Below are 20,269 nucleotides of genomic sequence, written 5' to 3'. Positions count from 1 at the left end.
TCTTCACTCTTCACTCAAAATCCCCAAATACGGCCCGCGAGCGGGGGGATAAAACGGCGTTAAATGCCTGTCACTTAACAGCTGACAGGTATCAACATGAAGCTCTCGTTAGAAAATGTCGTTCTCGACCGCAGCGGCCTGACTCCCGTCACCGATCTCCTCCAGGGGCTGATTACGACCCTCGCTCAGGCCGGTGGCGGGACGCTGGTGATCACGCCGGGTACCTACCTGACGGGCACGCTGGTATTACCGTCAAACTTCACCCTGCATCTGGAAGCCGGTGCGCGTCTGCTGGCGAGCCCCCATGAGGCGGACTACCAGGCCTGCGAAACCCAAAGCATGGCCGAGCTTTCAAGGATGGCGCTCCTCTATGGACGTGATGCCCATCATCTGACCCTGAGCGGTTCAGGCTGTATCGACGGTAATGCGAGCGCCTGGTTTGCGCCAACGCCAGACGCCCAGGGCTACCGTCAGCCGAAAACCCATCGTCCGCGCCTGCTGGCGCTGGAAGGGTGCGAGCAGGTGCGGATCGCCGATATCACGCTGTATGACGCGCCCATGTGGACCGCGCACCTGGTCAGCTGCAGGCATGTTTTCATCAAACAGATCACCATTGATAACGACCTGGCGCTCTCCAATACCGATGCGCTGGATCTCGACAGCTGCCAGCACGTTCACCTCAGCGACAGCTATTTCAGCGCCGCCGACGACGGCATCTGCCTGAAGACCACCGCCAAAAGCGCAGCGTTGCAGCAGCCGATGGAGAACGTCACGGTCAATAACTGCATCATTCGCTCCAAAAGTTGCGCCATCAAAGTGGGCACCGAGACCTTTGCCGATATCCGCAACCTGGTGGTCAGCAACTGCGTCATTTTCGAATCCAACCGCGCCATCGGCCTGGTCTCCCGCGACGGCGGACGGTTCAGCCAGATGCTGTTCAGCAATATCGTCTTTGATTGCCGGCACGGCGATCCCTGCCACTGGGGAAAAGCCGATCCGGTCTTTGTCTCCGTCCGCCACCGCGCGCCCGACGTCACGCCGGGCGAGATAAGCCAGGTCACCTTTCTAAGCCTCAGCGGAAGCGGGGAAGGGGCTATCAACCTGCACAGCGACGTGCCGGGCGCCATTCACGACATCACCTTCAACGGGCTGAGCTTCTCTCAGCGCCTGAGCGCCAGCGACGAGCAGGGCTGCTATGACGTGCGCCCTCCCTGCAACCCCGCGCGCCCGACAGGGATGGGGCTGGATAACGCCTATCTCGTCAACCCGCAAACGGGGCGCGCCCACGGCGTAGAACGTTATCCGCACGGACTGCCCGCGCTCTATGCCGCAGGCGTTGAGGGATTAGAGCTGCACGCCATCCAGATTACCCGTCCGCTGCCGTTACCTGCGGGCTGGGATGAAGAGAGCATCCGAACTTACCCGGCGAATACAGGGAATAGAAAATGATAAAAAAAGTGCGAGAAATAAAACTGCGTAACTATGTCTGTTACGGGCTGGCAGATGTGATTGGCTCCGGCGCCTTCACGCTTGTCAGCGCCTGGCTGCTGTTTTTCTTAACCACCTTCTGCGGATTGACACCGATTCAGGCGGGCTCGCTGTTTGCGGTGGCGCGTATTGTCGATGTGATCATGTGTCCGGTCATCGGCTACATTTCCGATAATTTCCACAAGACGGCGCTGGGCCGCCGCTTTGGCCGTCGCCGCTTCTTCCTGCTGGCCAGCATTCCGCTGGTGTCGGTCTACAGCCTGCTGTGGGTGGAGGGCTTTAACTACTGGATGTACCTGCTGTTCTACATCCTGTTTGAGATTGTCTACACCATGATCATCATCCCTTACGACACCCTGTCGGCAGAGATGACCTCCGACTTCAAAAAGCGCTCTAAACTCACCAGCGCCCGCATGTACATCGCCCAGCTGGCCGGCTTTGCCGCCGCCTTCCTGCCGGGACGGCTGGTGGCGTACTTCGGCCCGGAAACCTCGGCGTCGTTTTTCTACACCGGTGCCATCTTTACCATCTCCTTTATGATTGTGCTCTTCTTTGTCTACTTCGGCACCTGGGAACGTTCGCTGGAGGAGATCCAGCAGAGCGAAGCCCACGCTGACGAGGAGGAGAAAGCGCCGCTGGCGACCCGGGCGTACCAAATCTATTACGATTTTGTCTCTACGCTGAAAATCAAGACGTTCAGATCGCACCTCGGGATGTATCTGGGTGGTTCAGTGGCGCAGGATATCTTCAACTCCGTCTTTACCTACTTCGTGGTCTTCGCCCTGATGACCTCGTCGGTGATGGCCTCTAACCTGCTCGGCGTGATCAACGCTCTTCAGTTCTTTGGCGTCGGGATCGCCACCTGGCTGACCCTGCGTTACTCCCCGTCCCGGGCCTTTGCCACCCAGGCCTCAATGGCGCTGGTGGCCTTTGCCCTGCTGGTGTCAGCATACTTCCACCAGACCGGCGGGATGGTGCTGCTGTATGCCGGGGCGGCGATTGCCGGCCTGGCGCGCGGCGGGATCTACGCCATTCCATGGAATAACTACACCTTCGTGGCGGATGTGGACGAGATCCTCACCTGTCAGCGTCGGGAGGGGATCTTTGCCGGCTTTATGAGCCTGCTGCGTAAAGCCTCTCAGGCGATGTCAATTTTCCTCGTCGGTGTGGCATTGCAGATGTCGGGCTTTGTCTCCGGGCAATCCGCACAGCCGCAGTCGGCCATCCATATGATCATGGTAATCATGATTGTCCTGCCGGTGATACTCACCGTGTGGGGGATCTGGTCGGCCTTCCAGTTCCGCGTTAACAGCCGCACGCACGCCATTCTGAACGAAGAGGTGGCACGCCTGAAGCAGGGGGGTAGCAAGGCGACCGTCAGCGCGGAAAACCGTGCGGTTATCGAAAGCCTGACCGGTATGCCGTATGAGCACTGCTGGGGCGAGAATAGTGTTGGCTATCTCAATCGCAAACGAATGATGGCGCGACAGACCTCCCCGCAATTTAATAACGCCTGATCTTCCTATTCTGACCGGGCCTGTGCGCCTGGTCTTTCAGGACGAAGCACATGACAGAACACAGCGTATATATTCAGCAAGGGATCTGGGCCAGACTGGGTCTGCCCCGGGAACTGAGCTGGGGCTTTATCGGCCTTCTCCTGTTTATTACCGGCGCCACCATCGAGCAAAGCTGGCTGGCCTCGATGCTGCAAAACCGCGGCTATGACGCGTTTCACATCAGCCTGCTCTCATCGGTGTTCGGCCTGTGCGTGGCGGTGATCTCCTGGTTCTCGGGGATCGGCGCGGGGGTACTGGGCCTGCGTCGCCTGATGTGGGGTGCCACGGCGGTCTATTTTCTCGGTTCGATCCCCTTTATCGGCTATGCCCTGCCGCAGGGGAATTATCCCCTGATGGTCGCCAGCTACGCCCTGCGTGGCGTGGCTTACCCGCTGTTTGCCTACTCGTTTCTGGTCTGGATCAACCAGCGCTGCGAGCCGCGTATTCTGGGGCGGGCGGTTTCCTGGTTCTGGATCGCCTTTGGCGTGGGGATGACGATCGTCGGGCCGTGGTACGCCAGCCTGATGCTGCCGCGGATCGGCGAAACCGCGACCCTGCTGAGCGGCTTTATCTTTGTGGTGCTGGGGGCGTTCTGCGCGCTGGTGCTCAACCGCGATCGGCCGCAGATGGCCCTAGGCGGCAACCTGGGGGCGGCACTCACCGAAGGGATCATGGTGCTGGTGCGGGAGCCCAAAATGCGTTTCGCGGTGATCGTCAAAACCATCAACGACATCGGTAAATTTTCGCTGGTGATTCTCATGCCGGTCTACCTGCCGCGCTTTGGCTTCAGCATCGCGGCGTGGCTTACCATCTGGGGGCTGGTGAACGTGGTTAATATTTTTGCCAGCTACTTCTTTGGCTGGCTGGGGGACACCATCGGCTGGCGCAACACGGTGGTCTGGTTCTCCGGCACCCTGTGCGGGCTGGCGATGGTGGCGGTATGTTACGCGCCGGTGCTGTTTGGTGACAGCGAGCCCGCGCTATTCTGCGCCTTAGCGCTCTATGCCATTGGGCTCGGGGCGTTTGGGCCGCTCAGCGCGCTGATCCCCTCCCTGCTTCCTGATAACAAAGGCGCGGCGATCGCCTGCCTCAATCTGGGCTCTGGCCTGAGCAACTTTGTCGGGCCGCTGATTGTGACTCTCTGCGTGGCCCCGCTCGGCGTGGAGGGGACGCTGTGGGTGATCGCCATACTCTACTTTGCCGCCAGCGTGCTTACCCTGCCGTTAAAACTGCCTGAGACGCGCTAAAACGCCACTTATCGACTACGCTTTTCTCTCAAGCCTCTGAAAAAGGCGGCAAAATCATGAGGAAAGCGGAATGACTATTTTAAAGGGGATTGTTGGCTCAACGGCGCTGCTGGCGGCGTTGAGCCTGCCATTACAGGCGGCGGAGCCGGTAAAGGTCGGGTCGAAAATTGATACGGAAGGGGCGCTGCTGGGCAACATTATTTTGCAGGTGCTGGAGAGCCACGGCGTCAAAACCGTCAATAAAGTGCAGCTTGGCACTACCCCGGTAGTGCGTGGCGCCATCACCTCCGGCGAACTGGATATCTACCCGGAATACACCGGCAACGGGGCCTTCTTCTTTAAAGATGAAAACGACCCGGCGTGGAAAAATGCAAAGGATGGCTACGAGAAAGTGAAAAAACTCGATGCCGAACAGAACAAGCTAATCTGGCTGACCCCGGCTCCGGCGAATAACACCTGGACCATCGCGATACGCAAGGATGTGGCGGAGAAAGGCAAACTCACTTCCCTTGAGGATCTCAGCCGCTATCTGAAAGAGAAGGGTGATTTTAAACTCGCCGCCTCAGCCGAGTTTATCGAACGCCCGGATGCCCTGCCTGCCTTTGAAAAAGCCTATGACTTCAAGCTCGATCAGAGCCAGCTGCTGTCGCTGGCGGGGGGTGATACGGCCGTCACCATCAAAGCGGCTGCCCAGCAAACCTCGGGCGTGAATGCGGCGATGGCCTACGGTACCGACGGCCCGGTAGCGGCGCTGGGCCTGCAAACCCTGACCGATCCGAAAGGCGTTCAGCCGATCTATGCCCCGACGCCGGTGGTGCGCGAAGCGGTGCTGAAGGCCTACCCGGAGCTGGACGCGTGGCTGAAGCCGGTATTTGAAACGCTGGATGAGAAAACCCTGCAACAGCTGAACGCCAGCATTGCAGTCGAAGGGCTGGATGCCAAAAAAGTGGCGGCAGATTACCTGAAGCAAAAAGGGCTGGTGAAATAACCCGCCGCAGGACTGTGCTGTGCCGATAAGATGTCATAACCGCGTGCTGCTGCTGATGGCTCTCATTGCCCTCGCAGCAGGAGCGCTACCCTTTGTGAATTTCGCCCCGAACCGGCTGGTGTCCGGGGAAGGGCGCGCCGTCTGGCAGGTGTGGGCGTTCTCGCCTGCGCTGCTGCTTATTGTGCCGGGCCTGTTGCTGGGACTCACGCTGATGCGTGGGCGCTGGGCAGTGGTGGCGACGCTTGTGGTGTGCGAGCTGCTGTTCGCCGCGCTGGTCTGGAGCGCGGGGCTTGCCGCCACGCATCTTGCCAGCAGCGAAAGTCCGCTGGCGCGGACTGCCGTGGGCAGCGGCCTGTGGCTCTGGCTGGCGCTCTGCCTGCTCGCCTGCAGCGATGCTATTCGTCGGCTTAGCCTGTCGCCGCTCTGGCGCTGGCTGCTACAGGCGCAAATCTGGATCCTGCCGTTGCTGCTGCTGTTCAGCGGCGAACTCAACGCCCTCTCGCTGATGAAAGAGTACGCCAACCGGCAGGATGTCTTTAACGATGCCGGGCAGCAGCACCTCACGCTGCTGCTGGGCACTCTCATCCCGGCCCTGCTCATTGGCGTGCCGCTGGGGCTGCTTTGTTATCGCCGTCCGGCCTCCCAGGGGCCGGTGTTTGCGGTGCTCAATATCATTCAGACCATCCCCTCAGTCGCATTGTTCGGTCTGCTGATTGCCCCCCTTGCCGGGCTGACCCGCGCCTGGCCGTGGCTGTCGTCGCTGGGCATTGCCGGAACCGGCATGACGCCCGCGCTGATCGCCCTGGTGCTCTATGCCCTGTTGCCGCTGGCGCGCGGGGTGCTGGCGGGACTCAGCCAGGTGCCCGCCGAGGTGCTGGAGAGCGCCGACGCGATGGGGATGAACAGCCGCCAGCGCTTCTGGCAGATCCAGCTCCCGCTGGCCCTGCCGGTGCTGCTGCGCGGCCTGCGCGTAGTGGCGGTGCAGACCGTGGGGATGGCGGTGATAGCGGCCTTAATTGGCGCCGGAGGATTCGGCGCGCTGGTGTTCCAGGGGCTGCTGAGCAGCGCCCTGGATCTGGTGCTGCTGGGCGTTATACCCACCATCGTGCTGGCGGTGGTAGTGGATGCGCTGTTTGCGCTGTGGATCGCCCTGCTGCAAAGGAGAACCGATGATTGAATTTGATGATGTAAGTAAAACCTTTGCCGGCGAGCCCGCGGTCAGTAATCTGGATCTGACCTTTGCCGAAGGGGCCTTCACGGTGCTGGTGGGTACTTCGGGTTCGGGCAAATCGACCACCCTGAAGATGATCAACCGACTGGTGGAGCACGACAGCGGTCTGATCCGCTTTGCCGGGCAGGAGATCCGCAGCCTGCCGGTGCTGGAGCTGCGTCGGCGGATGGGTTATGCCATTCAGTCCATCGGTCTCTTCCCGCACTGGACGGTGGCGCGCAATATCGCCACCGTGCCGCAGCTGCAAAAATGGTCGCGGCAACAGATTGACGATCGGGTGGATGAACTGATGGCTCTGCTGGGGCTGGATCCCGCCCTGCGTGAACGCTATCCGCACCAGCTCTCCGGCGGGCAGCAGCAGCGGGTCGGTGTGGCGCGGGCGCTGGCCGCTAACCCGGAGGTACTGCTGATGGATGAACCTTTTGGTGCTCTCGACCCGGTCACTCGTAGCGCGTTGCAGCTGGAGATGACCCGCATCCATCGCATTCTGGGGCGGACCATTGTTCTGGTGACTCACGATATCGACGAGGCGCTCCGGCTGGCAGACCATCTGGTGCTGATGGACAGCGGTAGGGTAGTGCAGCAGGGGACGCCGCTGGCGCTGCTGACCCGACCGGCGAATGGATTTGTGCGCGAGTTTTTTGGCCGCAGCGAACTCGGCGTACGCCTGCTGTCGCTGCGCACGGTCGGCGAGTCGATGCGCCCGGAAATCACCTCGGGCGAGTCCAGCCCGCTGCGGGCCTCCATGAGCCTGCGGGATGCGCTCTCGGCGTTTGTCAGTCAGGGCTGTGAACGTCTGCCGGTGGTGGACGACCAGGAAAAGCCGTGCGGCACGCTCTGGTTTCGCGATCTGCTGACCCGGGAGGCGTCGTGAGGCTATTACGCGATCCACTTCTGTGGCTGGTGGCGCTGTTTATGGCGCTCCTGTTCCTGATGCCCTACAGCGCGCCGCTCTTCAGCGCGCTGTTCCCGGAGCTGCCGCGCCCGGTCTACCAGCAGGAGAGCTTCGTTAGCCTGACGCTCGCCCACTTCTGGCTGGTCGGCATCTCCAGTATTTTTGCCATCGTGGTGGGTGCAGGCGCCGGGATTGCCGTAACGCGACCGGCGGGCCGGGAGTTTCGCCCGCTGGTGGAAACCATCGCCGCCGTCGGGCAGACCTTCCCGCCCGTGGCGGTGCTGGCTATTGCGGTACCGGTGATGGGCTTTGGTCAGCAGCCGGCGATTATCGCGCTGATCCTCTATGGGGTGCTGCCGATTTTACAGGCGACGCTGGCGGGGCTGGCGGCAGTGCCCGCGGCGGCCATCAGCGTAGCCGAAGGGATGGGGATGAGTGGCTGGCAGCGCCTGCGCAACGTCGAGCTGCCGCTGGCCGCGCCGGTAATGCTGGCGGGGATCCGCACCTCGGTGATTGTGAATATCGGTACCGCGGCCATTGCCTCAACGGTGGGGGCAAATACGCTGGGGACGCCGATTATTATCGGCTTAAGCGGCTTTAATACCGCCTATATTATCCAGGGTGCGCTGCTGGTGGCGCTGGCGGCGATTGTGGTCGATCGCGCCTTTGAACGGCTGGCGCGAAGCCTCAGCCGACACCACCACGGACAATAAACGAATAACCTGCCAGCATCACGCCCCCAATACCGCTGACGGCCATGAGAAAGAAGAGGGTGATAACCGCGACTTTGGTTGCCTTCATAATGTGCTCCTGATGTTAACAGGGCGATTATACGGTGAAGCGCGGGTGTTAATGAACCATTAATTGCCTTTCAGCGGGAAGACGGGATAGCCGTGCGCCTGCCACTGGGTCAGCTGCTGCTCCTGTGCCGCCGTCGGTGACTCTCCGCACCAGACCAGCAGGGTCTGTCCGTCGAACAGCTCCGGGCGCAGCTGTGGCAGCGAATGCGCCAGCACATCGACGCGCCAGCCCTGCTGCGCCGCAATCCACGCCTCCAGCCACAGGCGTGTGGTATCGTGCACGTTCCAGCCCACTACCAGCGCATCCTTGCTGTTCTTCTTTCGCGCCGTAGCCAGACAAATGCAGATGTAGTTGATAAGCACCCCGTCCAGCGCGCTCAGCAGCGCCTGGAGCGTAGGCTGCTGGGATTGCAGACGCCTGCGTAACGGGATGAACAGTTGGTTAATTAAGGTTTGCGCAGGGTATTCACTGCCTTGCTCCTTGATCCAGATACGCAGGCGGTGCAAATGGCCGCACTGCAGATAACGCAGCAGTACCTCTTGCTGTTCGCGCCAGATATCCTGCGCCTCCTGACCTTCCGGACTCAATAGCGTTTTGACCTTCCCGACCTGCACGCCGTTATCGATCCAGCCTTTGATCTCACGGATGCGGTCGATATCCCCATCCGTAAACAGCCGATGGCCGCCGTCGGTTCGCTGCGGTTTCAGTAATCCATATCGTCGTTGCCATGCCCGTAACGTCACAGGATTGATATCACACAGGAGTGCCACTTCTCCTATCGTGTAGAGCGCCATGTTTTCCCCCGGCTTGCGGATGCCCAGATTAACTGTAGACGGAGAATCCCGAACCAGGAAGTTTCGCTCTTTTTTTGCACAAATAATGCGAATATCAGATTATGTTCGGCTAAAGGTGTGATGGCTAACACGAAAACACATTTTCGTCCTTTGAGTGCAAAGAAAGTTATTGCGCTTCGGTGTATGTTACGCGCTTTCAGAATTTGCGGTTTGTGGGTATGTACGAATTTAATCTGGTGTTGCTGCTGCTTCAGCAGATGTGTGTGTTTCTGGTCATCGCGTGGTTGATGAGTAAAACACGCCTGTTCATCCCCCTGATGCAGGTCACCGTTCGTCTGCCGCACAAGCTGCTCTGCTACGTTACCTTCTCTATCTTCTGCATTCTCGGCACCTATCTGGGCCTGCATATCGAAGACTCCATTGCCAACACCCGTGCGATTGGCGCGGTGATGGGTGGCCTGCTCGGCGGCCCGGTTGTCGGCGGACTGGTGGGGCTGACCGGGGGGCTGCACCGCTACTCAATGGGCGGCATGACGGCGCTGAGCTGTATGATCTCGACCATTGTCGAAGGGCTGCTTGGCGGCCTCGTCCACAGCGTGATGATCCGCCGCGGTCGCCCGGATAAAGTCTTCAGCCCCCTTACCGCAGGCGCGATAACCCTGGTGGCCGAGCTGGTGCAGATGCTGATCATTTTGCTGATTGCCCGTCCCTTCGAAGATGCCCTGCATCTGGTGGGCAGCATTGCCGCGCCGATGATGGTCACCAACACCGTAGGCGCCGCGCTGTTTATGCGCATTCTGCTCGATAAGCGGGCCATGTTTGAAAAGTACACCTCGGCCTTTTCGGCAACGGCGCTCAATGTCGCGGCCTCGACGGAGGGGATCCTGCGTCAGGGCTTTAACGAAGAGAACAGCATGAAGGTGGCGCAGGTGCTCCATCAGGCGCTGGATATCAGCGCGGTCGCCATTACCGATCGCGAAAAACTGCTGGCCTTTACCGGCACCGGGGACGACCACCACCTGCCAGGCAGACCGATTTCGTCCGCATATACGCTTCGTGCCATCGAGACCGGTGAGGTAGTCTACGCCGACGGAAACGAAGTGCCGTACCGCTGCTCACTGCATCCGCAGTGCAAGCTGGGCTCGACGCTGGTGATCCCGCTGCGCGGCGAAAACCAGCGGGTGATGGGCACCATTAAACTGTATGAAGCGAAAAACCGCCTGTTCAGCTCCATCAACCGTACACTGGGGGAGGGGATCGCCCAGCTGCTCTCGGCGCAGATTCTCGCCGGGCAGTATGAGCGGCAGAAGGCGTTGCTGACCCAGTCGGAGATCAAGCTCCTGCATGCGCAGGTGAACCCGCATTTTCTGTTTAACGCCCTCAACACCCTGAAGGCAGTGATCCGTCGGGACAGCGAGCAGGCAACGCAGCTGGTGCAATTTCTCTCGACCTTTTTCCGTAAGAATCTGAAGCGGCCGTCGGAAATTGTCACCCTCGCGGATGAAATAGAGCATGTGAATGCCTATCTGCAAATCGAGCAGGCCCGGTTCCAGTCGCGTCTGCAGGTGACCCTGTCGGTGCCGGATGAGCTGGCCTGGCAGCAGCTGCCAGCCTTTACCCTGCAGCCGATTGTGGAAAACGCCATCAAGCATGGCACCTCCCAGCTACTGGGTATCGGTGAGATAACCATCACTGCCAGCCGCTTTAACCGATATCTGGTGCTGCATATAGAAGACAACGCCGGGCTCTACAGCGGTGCAAAAGAGGGGGGAGGCCTGGGAATGGGGCTGGTGGACAAACGCCTGCGCGCCCATTTTGGTGAGAACTGCGGCATTACCGTTACCTGTGAGCCCGACAGCTTTACCCGTATAACCTTACGACTGCCTCTGGAGGAACACGCATGTTGAATGTGCTGATTGTCGATGACGAGCCTTTAGCGCGAGAAAACCTGCGATTTTTACTGCAGGAGCACAGCGATATTGAGATTGTCGGCGAGTGCGCTAACGCCATTGAAGCCATTAGTGCCGTGCACAAGCTGCGCCCCGATGTGCTGTTTCTGGATATCCAGATGCCGCGCATCAGCGGTCTGGAGATGGTGGGCATGCTCGACCCGGAACATCGTCCCTACATTGTCTTTCTCACCGCCTTTGATGAATACGCGGTAAAAGCGTTCGAAGAGCACGCCTTTGACTATCTGCTGAAACCCATCGAAGAGCCGCGGCTGGAAAAAACCCTCAACCGCCTGCGCCAGGAGCGCAACGTGCAGGACGTATCGCTGCTGGCGGAACACCAGCAGCCGCTGAAGTTTATCCCCTGTACCGGCCACAGCCGGATCTATCTGCTGCAGATGGAGGATGTGGCCTTTGTCAGTAGCCGGATGAGCGGGGTGTTTGTCACCAGCCACGAAGGCAAAGAGGGCTTTACCGAGCTGACGCTGCGCACCCTGGAGAGCCGTACACCGCTGCTGCGCTGTCATCGCCAGTACCTGGTGAACATGGCGCATCTGAAAGAGATCCGCCTCGAGGAGAACGGTCAGGCAGAACTGGTGCTGCGCGCCGGACAGACGGTGCCGGTCAGCCGTCGCTACCTGAAAAGTTTGAAAGAGGCGATAGGGCTGTAAAACTGCTACACTGCGCGCCATTGCATCATCGACACTCGAAGGCTCTATGCTCAGTAATGATATTCTTCGTAGCCTGCGCTACACCCTGAAAGCCAATAACAACGACATGGTGCGCATTCTTGCGCTTGCCGACATGGAATCCACCTCCGCCGGGTTCGACACCTGGATGACCAAAGAGGACGAGGAGGGGTTTGTTCGCTGCCCGGACATCATCCTCTCCGGTTTTCTGAACGGCCTGATCTACCACAAGCGTGGCAAAGATGAATCTGCGCCTGAGCTGTCGCTGGAGCGTCGGGTGAATAACAACACGGTGCTGAAGAAACTGCGCATCGCCTTTTCGCTGAAAACCGACGATATTCTGGCCATTATGACCGAACAGAAGTTCCGCGTCTCAATGCCGGAAATCACCGCCATGATGCGCGCGCCGGACCATAAAAATTATCGCGAGTGTGGGGATCAGTTCCTGCGCTACTTCCTGCGTGGGCTCACCAACCGGGTGCATGCCGCGAAGCCGTAATGTTGCCCGGCGGCGCTGCGCTTGCGCGGGCCTACGGGTTATGCAGGCCGGGTAAGGCGAAGCCGCCACCCGGCAAAAGGGTATAAAAAAAGCCGGAGATTAACTCCGGCTTTTTTATTTATTTCACCTGATGACCAGGCAGCGCACCGCTGTCCGGGCTTAACAGGAAGATATCTTTCCCGCCAGGACCTGCGGCCATCACCATCCCCTCAGAGATGCCGAAGCGCATTTTGCGCGGCGCGAGGTTCGCCACCATCACCGTGTGGCGGCCAATCAGCACCTGCGGATCCGGGTAGGCGGAACGAATACCGGAGAAGACGTTGCGCTTCTCGCCGCCCAGATCGAGGGTCAGGCGCAGCAGCTTGTCGGAGCCTTCCACAAATTCCGCGTTTTCAATCAGCGCCACGCGCATATCGACTTTGGCGAAATCATCGAAACTGATGGTCTCCTGAATCGGATCGTCCGCCAGCGGGCCGGTAACCGGCGCGGCTGCGGCTTTCACCTCTTCTTTCGAGGCTTCAACCAGGGCTTCAACCTGCTTCATCTCGATGCGGTTGTAGAGCGCCTTGAAGGCGTTCAGCTTATGGCCGAGCAGCGGCTGATTGATGCTGTCCCAGCTCAGTTCGGTATTCAGGAACGCTTCGGTACGCGCGGCCAGCTGCGGCAGAACCGGCTTGAGGTAAGACATCAGCACGCGGAACAGGTTGATCCCCATGGAGCAGATCGCCTGCAGGTCAGCGTCGCGGCCTTCCTGTTTGGCAACTACCCACGGTGCCTGCTCGTCAACGTAGCGGTTAGCGAGGTCGGCCAGGGCCATGATCTCACGCACCGCTTTACCAAACTCGCGGCTCTCCCACGCTTCGCCAATTACGGCAGCCGCGTCGGTGAAGGTTTTGTACAGCTCAGGATCCGCCAGTTCCGCCGCCATCACGCCGTCGAAACGCTTGGCGATAAAGCCGGCGTTACGGGAAGCCAGGTTGACCACTTTGTTCACGATGTCAGCATTAACACGCTGGACGAAATCTTCCAGGTTCAGGTCGATATCGTCGATACGGGAAGAGAGCTTCGCCGCGTAGTAGTAGCGCAGGCTGTCGGCATCAAAGTGGTTCAGCCAGGTGCTGGCCTTAATGAAGGTGCCGCGGGATTTGGACATCTTCGCGCCGTTTACGGTCACATAGCCGTGAACGAACAGGTTGGTTGGCTTGCGGAAACCGCTGCCTTCCAGCATGGCAGGCCAGAACAGGCTGTGGAAGTAAACGATGTCTTTGCCGATGAAGTGATACAGCTCGGCGGTGGAATCTTTCTTCCAGTACTCGTCGAAGCTGGTGGTATCGCCGCGCTTGTCGCACAGGTTCTTGAAGGAGCCCATGTAGCCGATAGGCGCATCCAGCCAGACGTAGAAGTATTTGCCCGGTGCGTTCGGGATTTCGAAGCCGAAGTATGGCGCATCGCGGGAGATATCCCACTGCTGCAGGCCGGATTCAAACCACTCCTGCATCTTGTTCGCCACCTGCTCCTGCAGCGCGCCGCTGCGGGTCCACGCCTGCAGCATTTCGCTGAACGACGGCAGGTCGAAGAAGAAGTGTTCGGAATCACGCATCTCTGGCGTCGCGCCGGAAACCACGGATTTCGGCTCAATCAGCTCGGTTGGGCTGTAGGTTGCGCCGCACACTTCGCAGTTATCGCCATACTGGTCCGGAGACTTACATTTCGGGCAGGTGCCTTTCACGAAACGGTCCGGCAGGAACATGCCTTTTTCTGGATCGTAGAGCTGAGAGATGGTGCGGTTTTTGATAAAACCATTCTCTTTCAGACGGGTATAGATCAGCTCCGACAGCTCACGGTTTTCGTCGCTGTGCGTGGAGTGATAGTTGTCATAGCTGATGTCGAAGCCAGCAAAATCGGTCTGATGCTCCTGACTCATTTCGGCAATCATCTGCTCCGGGGAGATACCCAGCTGCTGCGCTTTCAGCATGATTGGCGTGCCGTGAGCGTCGTCTGCACAGATGAAGTTTACCTCGTGGCCGCGCATTCGCTGGTAACGGACCCAGACATCAGCCTGGATATGCTCCAGCATGTGGCCGAGGTGGATGGAGCCGTTAGCGTACGGCAGAGCGCACGTTACCAGAATTTTTTTCGCGACTTGAGTCATAGTAGGTATTACTTCTTTTAGCTGTGAAAAGGGTTTTTGATGTTACCCGAAAGGGAATAACTACGCCAAGTGATAAGGGCATTAATCCATAAATGAATAATTGTTACCTCTGGGGTAAACTTGGTAATTACATCTCTTTTTCAGAACAACTACAAAGGAGTCGGGATGAGTTCTCAATCCCAGGCCAAATCACCGGAAGCCTTGCGCGCAATGGTTGCCGGGACGCTGGCTAATTTTCAGCACCCCACCCTGAAGCACAATCTCACCACGCTGAAAGCGTTACATCACGTGGCGTGGCTGGATGATACCCTGCATGTCGAACTGCATATGCCGTTCGTCTGGAGCCATGCGTTCGAGACGCTGAAAGAGCAAACCAGCGCCGAACTGCTGCGCATCACCGGGGCGAAGGCCATCGACTGGAAATTGACCCATACCATCGCCACGCTGAAACGGGTGAAGAACCATCCGGGCATTAATGGCGTGAAAAATATCATCGCGATCAGCTCCGGCAAGGGCGGGGTGGGTAAATCCTCTACTGCCGTGAACCTGGCGCTGGCGCTGGCCGCCGAAGGGGCGAAGGTTGGTATCCTGGATGCTGATATCTATGGACCGTCAATCCCGAACATGCTCGGCGCGGAAAATCAGCGTCCGACTTCGCCGGATGGCACCCACATGGCGCCGATTATGGCTTACGGTCTGGCGACCAACTCCATTGGCTATCTGGTCACTGACGATAACGCCATGGTGTGGCGCGGGCCGATGGCCAGCAAAGCGCTGATGCAGATGTTGCAGGAGACCATGTGGCCGGATCTCGATTATCTGGTGCTCGATATGCCGCCGGGCACCGGTGACATTCAGCTGACCCTGGCGCAGAACATCCCGGTTACCGGTGCGGTGGTTGTCACCACCCCGCAGGACATCGCGCTGATTGATGCCAAAAAAGGCATTGTGATGTTCGAGAAGGTAGAGGTGCCAGTGCTGGGTATCGTTGAAAACATGAGCATGCATATCTGCAGCAACTGCGGTCACCATGAAGCCATCTTCGGTACCGGCGGGGCAGAAAAACTGGCTGCGCAGTATCACACCCAGCTGCTGGGGCAGATGCCGCTGCACATTACGCTGCGTGAAGATCTGGATAGCGGCAAGCCGACCGTCGTCAACCGTCCTGAAAGTGAGTTTGCTGAGATGTATCGTCAGCTGGCAAACCGCGTTGCCGCACAGCTTTACTGGCAGGGTGAGGTAATCCCGGGCGATATCGCGTTCCGCGCGGTGTAAGGCTTTGCCGGGGGCGCTTTGTTTGCGTGGGCCTACAAGTTAGGGTAGGCCGGGTAAGCGAAGCGTCACCCGGCGCAATAAGCGATTAACGGTGGTAGAAGATATCGCCGTTATACGCTTTGTAGATCTTACCGTCAGTATCGCCTACCAGCACGTAGTTCTCGCCCATGTAAGTCCAGTGAGTTCCCGCATCCGGTTCAGGCAGGTTACGGAGCTTATACTGCTTGATGGTGTACTCAGGTGTCAGGTACTGCGCCGGGGCGAAATCACCAATCTTGTATTTCGTAAAATCGGCTACAAATTCCTGTTCCTCATAGGCCTGGATGCCAGAGGGGGCCGCTGTGGCTTGTGGCGCAGCAAATGCCGTGCTCGCCAGTGACATCAATACGCCCAGAAGTAGAATTTTACCTTTAGTCATTTTATCTCCAGATTTACCGTGGCCATTACTCTTGTTCTGCCGTTTCGTGGCTGAGCAACAGATAGTCTATTTTATGTTTTGCCGGTTGGCTAAGTGCGTTAAAAATGTAACAAATCAACACATCCTTAAGTTGCTCTGGCCAGACTCAATTATTTATATAGTGAATTTATTTCCTAATTTAAATTTATATTATTTATTTTTGTATTTATAAATTCCGAAAATGACGCGTTCGGACATAATAGCCGTTAATGTAGTATGTTAATTTTTTTGTGAAGTGTTTATGATGCTTTTTAATTAATTTGTGTTGTTTTGGTTTTCCTCTTTTCAAAGATATCACCAGACAATCTCCAGTACAGCTAGTGTTTTTTTATTAGGTTGTTTCCTTGTAACTCTTTGATCGTAAGTAAAATTTTAAGTTAAGTGATGTGGCAAATTTAATGGGAGCTACAGGGAAATTGATGGGCATTTAACGGAATATATTAGAGTATCTCTTATTAATGACAACACCACTCCGCTCCAGTGTAAGTATTTTTTGCGCATTATTATTAACAGGCTGCACCATTACGCCCGGTCAACATATAAACACTTCTGGGAAAAATAATATTGCAGTTAGCGACAATCCATATGATTTAAATAAGAAAATGGATGTCTGGCCATTAACGCCTTCAGTGATTGAACAGCTTCGAACAAGCCAGGTGAAATCTCAGGCAAATCCGAGTCTGGATGAACAATTAAAGCGCTGGGAGTACCGTATAGGCCCCGGAGATGTGTTGATGATCACCGTCTGGGATCACCCCGAGCTCACTACCCCTGCCGGGCAATACCGTAGCGCAAGCGACACCGGAAACTGGGTCGGCGCAGACGGAACGCTCTTTTACCCCTACGTCGGTAAGCTACACGTTGCCGGAAAAACGCTCGCCCAGGTGCGCGAAGAGATCACCGCCCGACTGGACAGGGTGATTGAAAGCCCGCAGGTCGATGTCAGTATCGCGGCGTTTCGTTCGCAAAAAGCCTATGTCACTGGCGAAGTGGTGAAGTCAGGGCAGCAGCCAATTACCAATATCCCTCTGACCATTATGGATGCGATCAACGCGGCGGGTGGCCTCTCGACGGATGCAGACTGGCGAAATGTCGTGTTGACGCATAAGGGTAAGGATACCCGGATTTCTCTCTATGCCCTGATGCAGCACGGGGACCTGACGCAAAACAGGCTGCTGTGGCCGGGCGATATTCTGTTCGTACCACGCAATGATGCTCTGAAAGTTTTTGTCATGGGTGAAGTGGTGAAACAGAGCACCCTCAAGATGGATCGCAGCGGCATGACGCTGGCAGAAGCCCTGGCGAACGCGGGTGGCCTTAACCAGAGCATGGCCGACGCCACCGGCATCTTCGTCATTCGCTCCAACGGCAAGAACAGCCAGGACGGCAAAATCGCGCGTATCTATCAACTCAATGCCCGCGACGCGTCTGCGATGGTGCTCGGCACTGAATTTCAGCTTCAGCCCTACGATATCGTCTATGTCACCACCGCGCCTGTTTCACGCTGGAACAGAGTATTGACGCAGCTGGTGCCGACGATCAGCGGTGTGCATGATCTGACCGAAACTGTGCGCTTTATTAAATCGTGGCCTGAATAATGATCCGATCCATTCTGGTGATTTGTACGGGAAATGTTTGCCGTTCCCCGATTGGAGAGCGTCTGTTACAGCAACAGTTACCCTCGTTAACCATCGCATCAGCAGGTATTCGCGGTCTTGCCGGGTACCCGGCGGATCGTTATGCGCAAAAAATCGCTGCCATGCATGGCCTGTCCCTGGCGGATCATGTGGCCCGTCCGCTGACGGCAGCGATGATGCGTGAATACGATCTGCTCCTTGCCATGGAGTCACAGCAAATAAACCGGATCTCGCTTATCGCGCCGGAGGCGCGTGGCAAAGCCTTGCTGTTTGGGCAATGGCTGAGGGAACAAGAGATCCCCGATCCGTACGGCAAAAGCATGGAAGCTTTTGAATATGTTTTTCGCCTGCTTGGCGAAGCAAGCCAGGAATGGGCCAACCGACTTACCGTTAAGGGATTACGTACATGCCGTCGAACATTGTAAATACCCAAGGTCATGCTGACAGTCATCATGAGCTTGATCTGGCGCGTCTTCTGGGAGAGTTAATCGATCATCGCGTTGCTATTCTCGGCATTACGCTAATTTTTGTGCTTCTGGGAACGTTTTATGCACTCTTTGCATCACCGGTCTATCTCGCCGATGCGATGGTGCAAATAGAAGATAAGCAGCAGAACAGCATTCTTAAAACCTTAGATCAGCTGACACCGACGCTTTCATCAGATTCCAGCGCCGAAATTCAGATACTGAAATCGCGAATGATCCTGGGTAAAACGGTGGAGGCGCTGCGCTTACGCGATGAAATAACCCAGGTTCGCCTGCCGCTGATAGGCAAAGCATGGGCGAAGCTTACCGGTCAGCCCGCCGCTACGCTGATTCTGGATAATTTGACGATCCCTGAAATTCCAGGCAAACCGATGATACTGACCCTGACCGCCGAAGATAACGGACGTTTTCTGCTGCAAGGAGAGGGCATCAGCGCGCGCGGCACGGTAGGTACCCCCGTGCAGCATGCCGGGGTGAGCATTACCGTTCGCGAATTGTCGGCGCCGCCCGGCACACAATTCAAGGTTCGGCAACGTGGGCAACTGGAGGTGATCAATGCCCTGAGCCGTCAGTTTAGCGTGACCGAGCAGGGTAAAGAGAGCGGGATCCTGATGCTGAGTCTGACTGGCCACGATCCTGTGCAGATCAAAAGCACGCTCAATCATATTATGCACAACTATCTGCAGCAGAATATTGCCCGCCAGGCCGCCCAGGATTCGCAGAGCCTCGACTTTCTGCAACGCCAGCTACCGCTGGTGCAGCAAGAGCTGGAGCAGGCCGAGGAGCGTCTCAATGCCTATCGTAAACAGCGTGACTCGGTGGATTTAACCCTGGAAGCCAAGTCAGTGCTGGAACAGATTGTTAACGTTGACAATCAGCTCAACGAGCTCACTTTCCGCGAGGCGGAGGTCTCTCAGCACTTTAAAAAGGACCATCCAACCTATCGGGCGCTGCGTGAAAAGCGGCAGACTTTAGAAAGCGAACGTGAACGACTGAACAAGCGTGTGGAGACGATGCCGTCTACGCAGCAGCAGGTTTTGCGCCTGAGCCGCGACGTGGATACCAATCGGGCGGTTTATCTTCAGCTTCTGACGCGTCAGCAGGAGCTCAATATCTCCCGTTCCAGCACGATTGGCAATGCGCGCATTATCGACTCGGCAGCCACGCACCCTGAGCCTATCAAGCCGCGCAAGGCGACAATTGTGGCTTTCATGACCCTGTTCGGATTCTTCCTCTCGTCAGGGTGCGTGCTGGCGAAAGCGGCGCTGCGACGCGGCATAAACGCTCCGGAACAGCTTGAAAAAGAGGGCATTAACGTTTATGCCACGTTGCCCCATTCGGTCTGGCTGCATAATAAAACCCGGGCGGGCGGCCGCTATTTCTTTAACTACTCCAGGCGGCATAAAATTAAAGATGTGCCATTCTTACCCGTCGACAGGCCGCTGGATAATTTTGTCGAAGCAGTGCGCGGGTTACGCACCAGCCTGCACTTCGCGATGATGGATGCCGCAAATAACATTCTCATGTTCAGCGGCCCGACTCAGGACTGCGGTAAAACACTGGTCAGTACCTCACTGGCGGCGCTGGTGACGCAGGTCGATAAACGGGTGCTGTTTATCGATGCTGATATGCGTAAAGGCTACGTGCATAACATCTTTGGGTTGTGCAATGACGCCGGTTTATCGGATGTGCTGTCAGGCAAAGTGACCTTCCAGGCGGCGATTCAGACTTACACCAGCGGACAGTTTGATGTTGTGACCTGCGGGCAGTATCCGCCTAATCCCGCTGAGCTGCTATCGCACGATCGTCTTCGTGAATTTATGGCCTGGGCCAGCGAACGGTACGACATAGTGATTGTCGACGCGCCGCCGGTTCTGGCGGTCACCGATGCTGCGTTGGTAGGTCAGATCGCCGCCTCTACCCTGCTGGTGGCCCGGTTTAACGTGACCAGCGTTCGCGAGATGGAGGTCAGCCAGCATCGTTTACAGCAGATGGGGGTCAACATCAAAGGGGCGATTCTGAACGACGTCGTGAAATCGGCAGCCAGCTATTATGCTTCCGGTTATGATGCTTATGGCTATTCTGCCGGGCAGCACGGAAGCGAGAAGAGTAAAGCGAGATAACGA

The 20,269-nt window shown here is 57.3% G+C and carries 18 protein-coding genes; 14 read left to right on the top strand and 4 right to left on the bottom strand.

Going from position 1 to position 20,269, the window contains the following annotated elements; translation table 11 throughout:
• Positions 1-96: 96 nt before the first annotated feature.
• The 7 genes from GNG26_RS15085 to GNG26_RS15055 all read left to right on the top strand — a co-directional run bounded on the left by GNG26_RS15085 (position 97) and on the right by GNG26_RS15055 (position 8,118).
• Positions 97-1,449: a glycoside hydrolase family 28 protein gene (locus tag GNG26_RS15085; protein WP_156239362.1), complete on the top strand. Its 1,353-nt coding sequence runs from the start codon at positions 97-99 to the stop codon at positions 1,447-1,449.
• Positions 1,446-3,005: an MFS transporter gene (locus tag GNG26_RS15080; protein WP_156239360.1), complete on the top strand. Its 1,560-nt coding sequence runs from the start codon at positions 1,446-1,448 to the stop codon at positions 3,003-3,005. Before GNG26_RS15085 ends, GNG26_RS15080 begins: the two co-directional genes overlap by 4 nt.
• A 50-nt stretch (positions 3,006-3,055) precedes the next feature.
• Entirely contained in the window at positions 3,056-4,291 is a 1,236-nt protein-coding gene (locus GNG26_RS15075) for an MFS transporter (RefSeq protein ID WP_156239358.1), read from the top strand.
• A gap of 70 nt (positions 4,292-4,361) precedes the next feature.
• Positions 4,362-5,279, top strand: a complete 918-nt coding sequence (locus GNG26_RS15070) for an ABC transporter substrate-binding protein (protein ID WP_156239356.1) — start codon at positions 4,362-4,364, stop codon at positions 5,277-5,279.
• Between the two features lie 19 nt (positions 5,280-5,298).
• Positions 5,299-6,456 carry an ABC transporter permease gene (locus tag GNG26_RS15065; protein ID WP_304599196.1) on the top strand — a complete coding sequence of 386 codons (1,158 nt, stop codon included), beginning with the start codon at positions 5,299-5,301 and terminating at the stop codon, positions 6,454-6,456.
• Positions 6,449-7,384, top strand: coding sequence for an ABC transporter ATP-binding protein (locus GNG26_RS15060; protein WP_156239354.1), 936 nt, complete (start codon positions 6,449-6,451; stop codon positions 7,382-7,384). Before GNG26_RS15065 ends, GNG26_RS15060 begins: the two co-directional genes overlap by 8 nt.
• Positions 7,381-8,118, top strand: coding sequence for an ABC transporter permease (locus GNG26_RS15055; RefSeq protein WP_156239352.1), 738 nt, complete (start codon positions 7,381-7,383; stop codon positions 8,116-8,118). The genes GNG26_RS15060 and GNG26_RS15055 overlap by 4 nt, the downstream gene beginning before the upstream one ends.
• On the opposite strand, the gene GNG26_RS15050 is transcribed toward GNG26_RS15055, so the two are convergent.
• Together GNG26_RS15050 and mlrA are read right to left on the bottom strand one after the other, a co-directional pair.
• The gene (locus GNG26_RS15050) at positions 8,093-8,206 is read right to left on the bottom strand and encodes a protein YohO (protein ID WP_072036698.1); all 114 of its coding nucleotides are present in this window, start codon (positions 8,204-8,206) and stop codon (positions 8,093-8,095) included. The genes GNG26_RS15055 and GNG26_RS15050 overlap by 26 nt on opposite strands.
• A 59-nt stretch (positions 8,207-8,265) precedes the next feature.
• Positions 8,266-9,000: an HTH-type transcriptional regulator MlrA gene (gene mlrA / locus GNG26_RS15045; RefSeq protein WP_156239350.1), complete on the bottom strand. Its 735-nt coding sequence runs from the start codon at positions 8,998-9,000 to the stop codon at positions 8,266-8,268.
• A 218-nt stretch (positions 9,001-9,218) separates the two neighbouring features.
• Between mlrA and GNG26_RS15040 the strand changes: the two genes are divergently transcribed.
• From GNG26_RS15040 to GNG26_RS15030, 3 genes are read left to right on the top strand one after another with little or no spacing between them, the layout of a single operon-like run.
• The gene (locus GNG26_RS15040; RefSeq protein WP_156239348.1) at positions 9,219-10,907 is read left to right on the top strand and encodes a sensor histidine kinase; all 1,689 of its coding nucleotides are present in this window, start codon (positions 9,219-9,221) and stop codon (positions 10,905-10,907) included.
• Positions 10,901-11,620 carry a two-component system response regulator BtsR gene (gene btsR, locus GNG26_RS15035; protein ID WP_103180279.1) on the top strand — a complete coding sequence of 240 codons (720 nt, stop codon included), beginning with the start codon at positions 10,901-10,903 and terminating at the stop codon, positions 11,618-11,620. The genes GNG26_RS15040 and btsR overlap by 7 nt, the downstream gene beginning before the upstream one ends.
• A gap of 46 nt (positions 11,621-11,666) precedes the next feature.
• Complete coding sequence (locus tag GNG26_RS15030; protein ID WP_114314452.1) at positions 11,667-12,137, top strand: DUF1456 family protein; 471 nt, start codon at positions 11,667-11,669, stop codon at positions 12,135-12,137.
• A 118-nt stretch (positions 12,138-12,255) separates the two neighbouring features.
• Here GNG26_RS15030 and metG read toward each other — a convergent pair whose 3' ends face one another.
• Entirely contained in the window at positions 12,256-14,289 is a 2,034-nt protein-coding gene (gene metG, locus GNG26_RS15025; RefSeq protein ID WP_114386112.1) for a methionine--tRNA ligase, read from the bottom strand.
• A gap of 165 nt (positions 14,290-14,454) precedes the next feature.
• On the opposite strand from metG, the gene apbC reads away from it, so the two are divergent.
• Positions 14,455-15,564: an iron-sulfur cluster carrier protein ApbC gene (gene apbC / locus GNG26_RS15020; protein ID WP_103825043.1), complete on the top strand. Its 1,110-nt coding sequence runs from the start codon at positions 14,455-14,457 to the stop codon at positions 15,562-15,564.
• A gap of 85 nt (positions 15,565-15,649) precedes the next feature.
• Here apbC and GNG26_RS15015 read toward each other — a convergent pair whose 3' ends face one another.
• Positions 15,650-15,982: an RcnB family protein gene (locus GNG26_RS15015; RefSeq protein ID WP_114314454.1), complete on the bottom strand. Its 333-nt coding sequence runs from the start codon at positions 15,980-15,982 to the stop codon at positions 15,650-15,652.
• A gap of 497 nt (positions 15,983-16,479) precedes the next feature.
• Between GNG26_RS15015 and GNG26_RS15010 the strand changes: the two genes are divergently transcribed.
• The 3 genes from GNG26_RS15010 to GNG26_RS15000 are packed head-to-tail and all read left to right on the top strand — an operon-like array spanning position 16,480 to position 20,266.
• Positions 16,480-17,619 (top strand): polysaccharide export protein, encoded by a 1,140-nt coding sequence (locus GNG26_RS15010; protein ID WP_114314455.1) that lies wholly within the window; start codon positions 16,480-16,482, stop codon positions 17,617-17,619.
• Positions 17,619-18,083, top strand: a complete 465-nt coding sequence (locus GNG26_RS15005) for a protein tyrosine phosphatase (protein ID WP_156239346.1) — start codon at positions 17,619-17,621, stop codon at positions 18,081-18,083. The genes GNG26_RS15010 and GNG26_RS15005 overlap by 1 nt, the downstream gene beginning before the upstream one ends.
• Complete coding sequence (locus tag GNG26_RS15000) at positions 18,065-20,266, top strand: polysaccharide biosynthesis tyrosine autokinase (RefSeq protein ID WP_156239343.1); 2,202 nt, start codon at positions 18,065-18,067, stop codon at positions 20,264-20,266. The genes GNG26_RS15005 and GNG26_RS15000 overlap by 19 nt, the downstream gene beginning before the upstream one ends.
• Positions 20,267-20,269 lie beyond the last annotated feature (3 nt).

The organism is Leclercia sp. J807 (genome assembly GCF_009734465.1).
In the GTDB taxonomy this organism is placed as follows: Bacteria; Pseudomonadota; Gammaproteobacteria; order Enterobacterales; family Enterobacteriaceae; genus Enterobacter.
This window is presented reverse-complemented; position numbering and strand designations above follow the sequence as displayed.

Excerpts from the sequence above, each read along its gene's own strand:
- GNG26_RS15030 (WP_114314452.1), top strand. The coding sequence starts at position 11,667 with ATGCTCAGTAATGATATTCTTCGTAGCCTGCGCTACACCCTGAAAGCC.
- GNG26_RS15070 (WP_156239356.1), top strand. The coding sequence starts at position 4,362 with ATGACTATTTTAAAGGGGATTGTTGGCTCAACGGCGCTGCTGGCGGCG.
- GNG26_RS15085 (WP_156239362.1), top strand. The coding sequence starts at position 97 with ATGAAGCTCTCGTTAGAAAATGTCGTTCTCGACCGCAGCGGCCTGACT.
- GNG26_RS15005 (WP_156239346.1), top strand. The coding sequence starts at position 17,619 with ATGATCCGATCCATTCTGGTGATTTGTACGGGAAATGTTTGCCGTTCC.
- GNG26_RS15060 (WP_156239354.1), top strand. The coding sequence starts at position 6,449 with ATGATTGAATTTGATGATGTAAGTAAAACCTTTGCCGGCGAGCCCGCG.
- GNG26_RS15000 (WP_156239343.1), top strand. The coding sequence starts at position 18,065 with ATGCCGTCGAACATTGTAAATACCCAAGGTCATGCTGACAGTCATCAT.
- metG (WP_114386112.1), bottom strand. The coding sequence starts at position 14,289 with ATGACTCAAGTCGCGAAAAAAATTCTGGTAACGTGCGCTCTGCCGTAC.
- GNG26_RS15080 (WP_156239360.1), top strand. The coding sequence starts at position 1,446 with ATGATAAAAAAAGTGCGAGAAATAAAACTGCGTAACTATGTCTGTTAC.
- GNG26_RS15040 (WP_156239348.1), top strand. The coding sequence starts at position 9,219 with ATGTACGAATTTAATCTGGTGTTGCTGCTGCTTCAGCAGATGTGTGTG.
- apbC (WP_103825043.1), top strand. The coding sequence starts at position 14,455 with ATGAGTTCTCAATCCCAGGCCAAATCACCGGAAGCCTTGCGCGCAATG.
- GNG26_RS15010 (WP_114314455.1), top strand. The coding sequence starts at position 16,480 with ATGACAACACCACTCCGCTCCAGTGTAAGTATTTTTTGCGCATTATTA.
- GNG26_RS15075 (WP_156239358.1), top strand. The coding sequence starts at position 3,056 with ATGACAGAACACAGCGTATATATTCAGCAAGGGATCTGGGCCAGACTG.
- GNG26_RS15015 (WP_114314454.1), bottom strand. The coding sequence starts at position 15,982 with ATGACTAAAGGTAAAATTCTACTTCTGGGCGTATTGATGTCACTGGCG.
- mlrA (WP_156239350.1), bottom strand. The coding sequence starts at position 9,000 with ATGGCGCTCTACACGATAGGAGAAGTGGCACTCCTGTGTGATATCAAT.
- btsR (WP_103180279.1), top strand. The coding sequence starts at position 10,901 with ATGTTGAATGTGCTGATTGTCGATGACGAGCCTTTAGCGCGAGAAAAC.
- GNG26_RS15050 (WP_072036698.1), bottom strand. The coding sequence starts at position 8,206 with ATGAAGGCAACCAAAGTCGCGGTTATCACCCTCTTCTTTCTCATGGCC.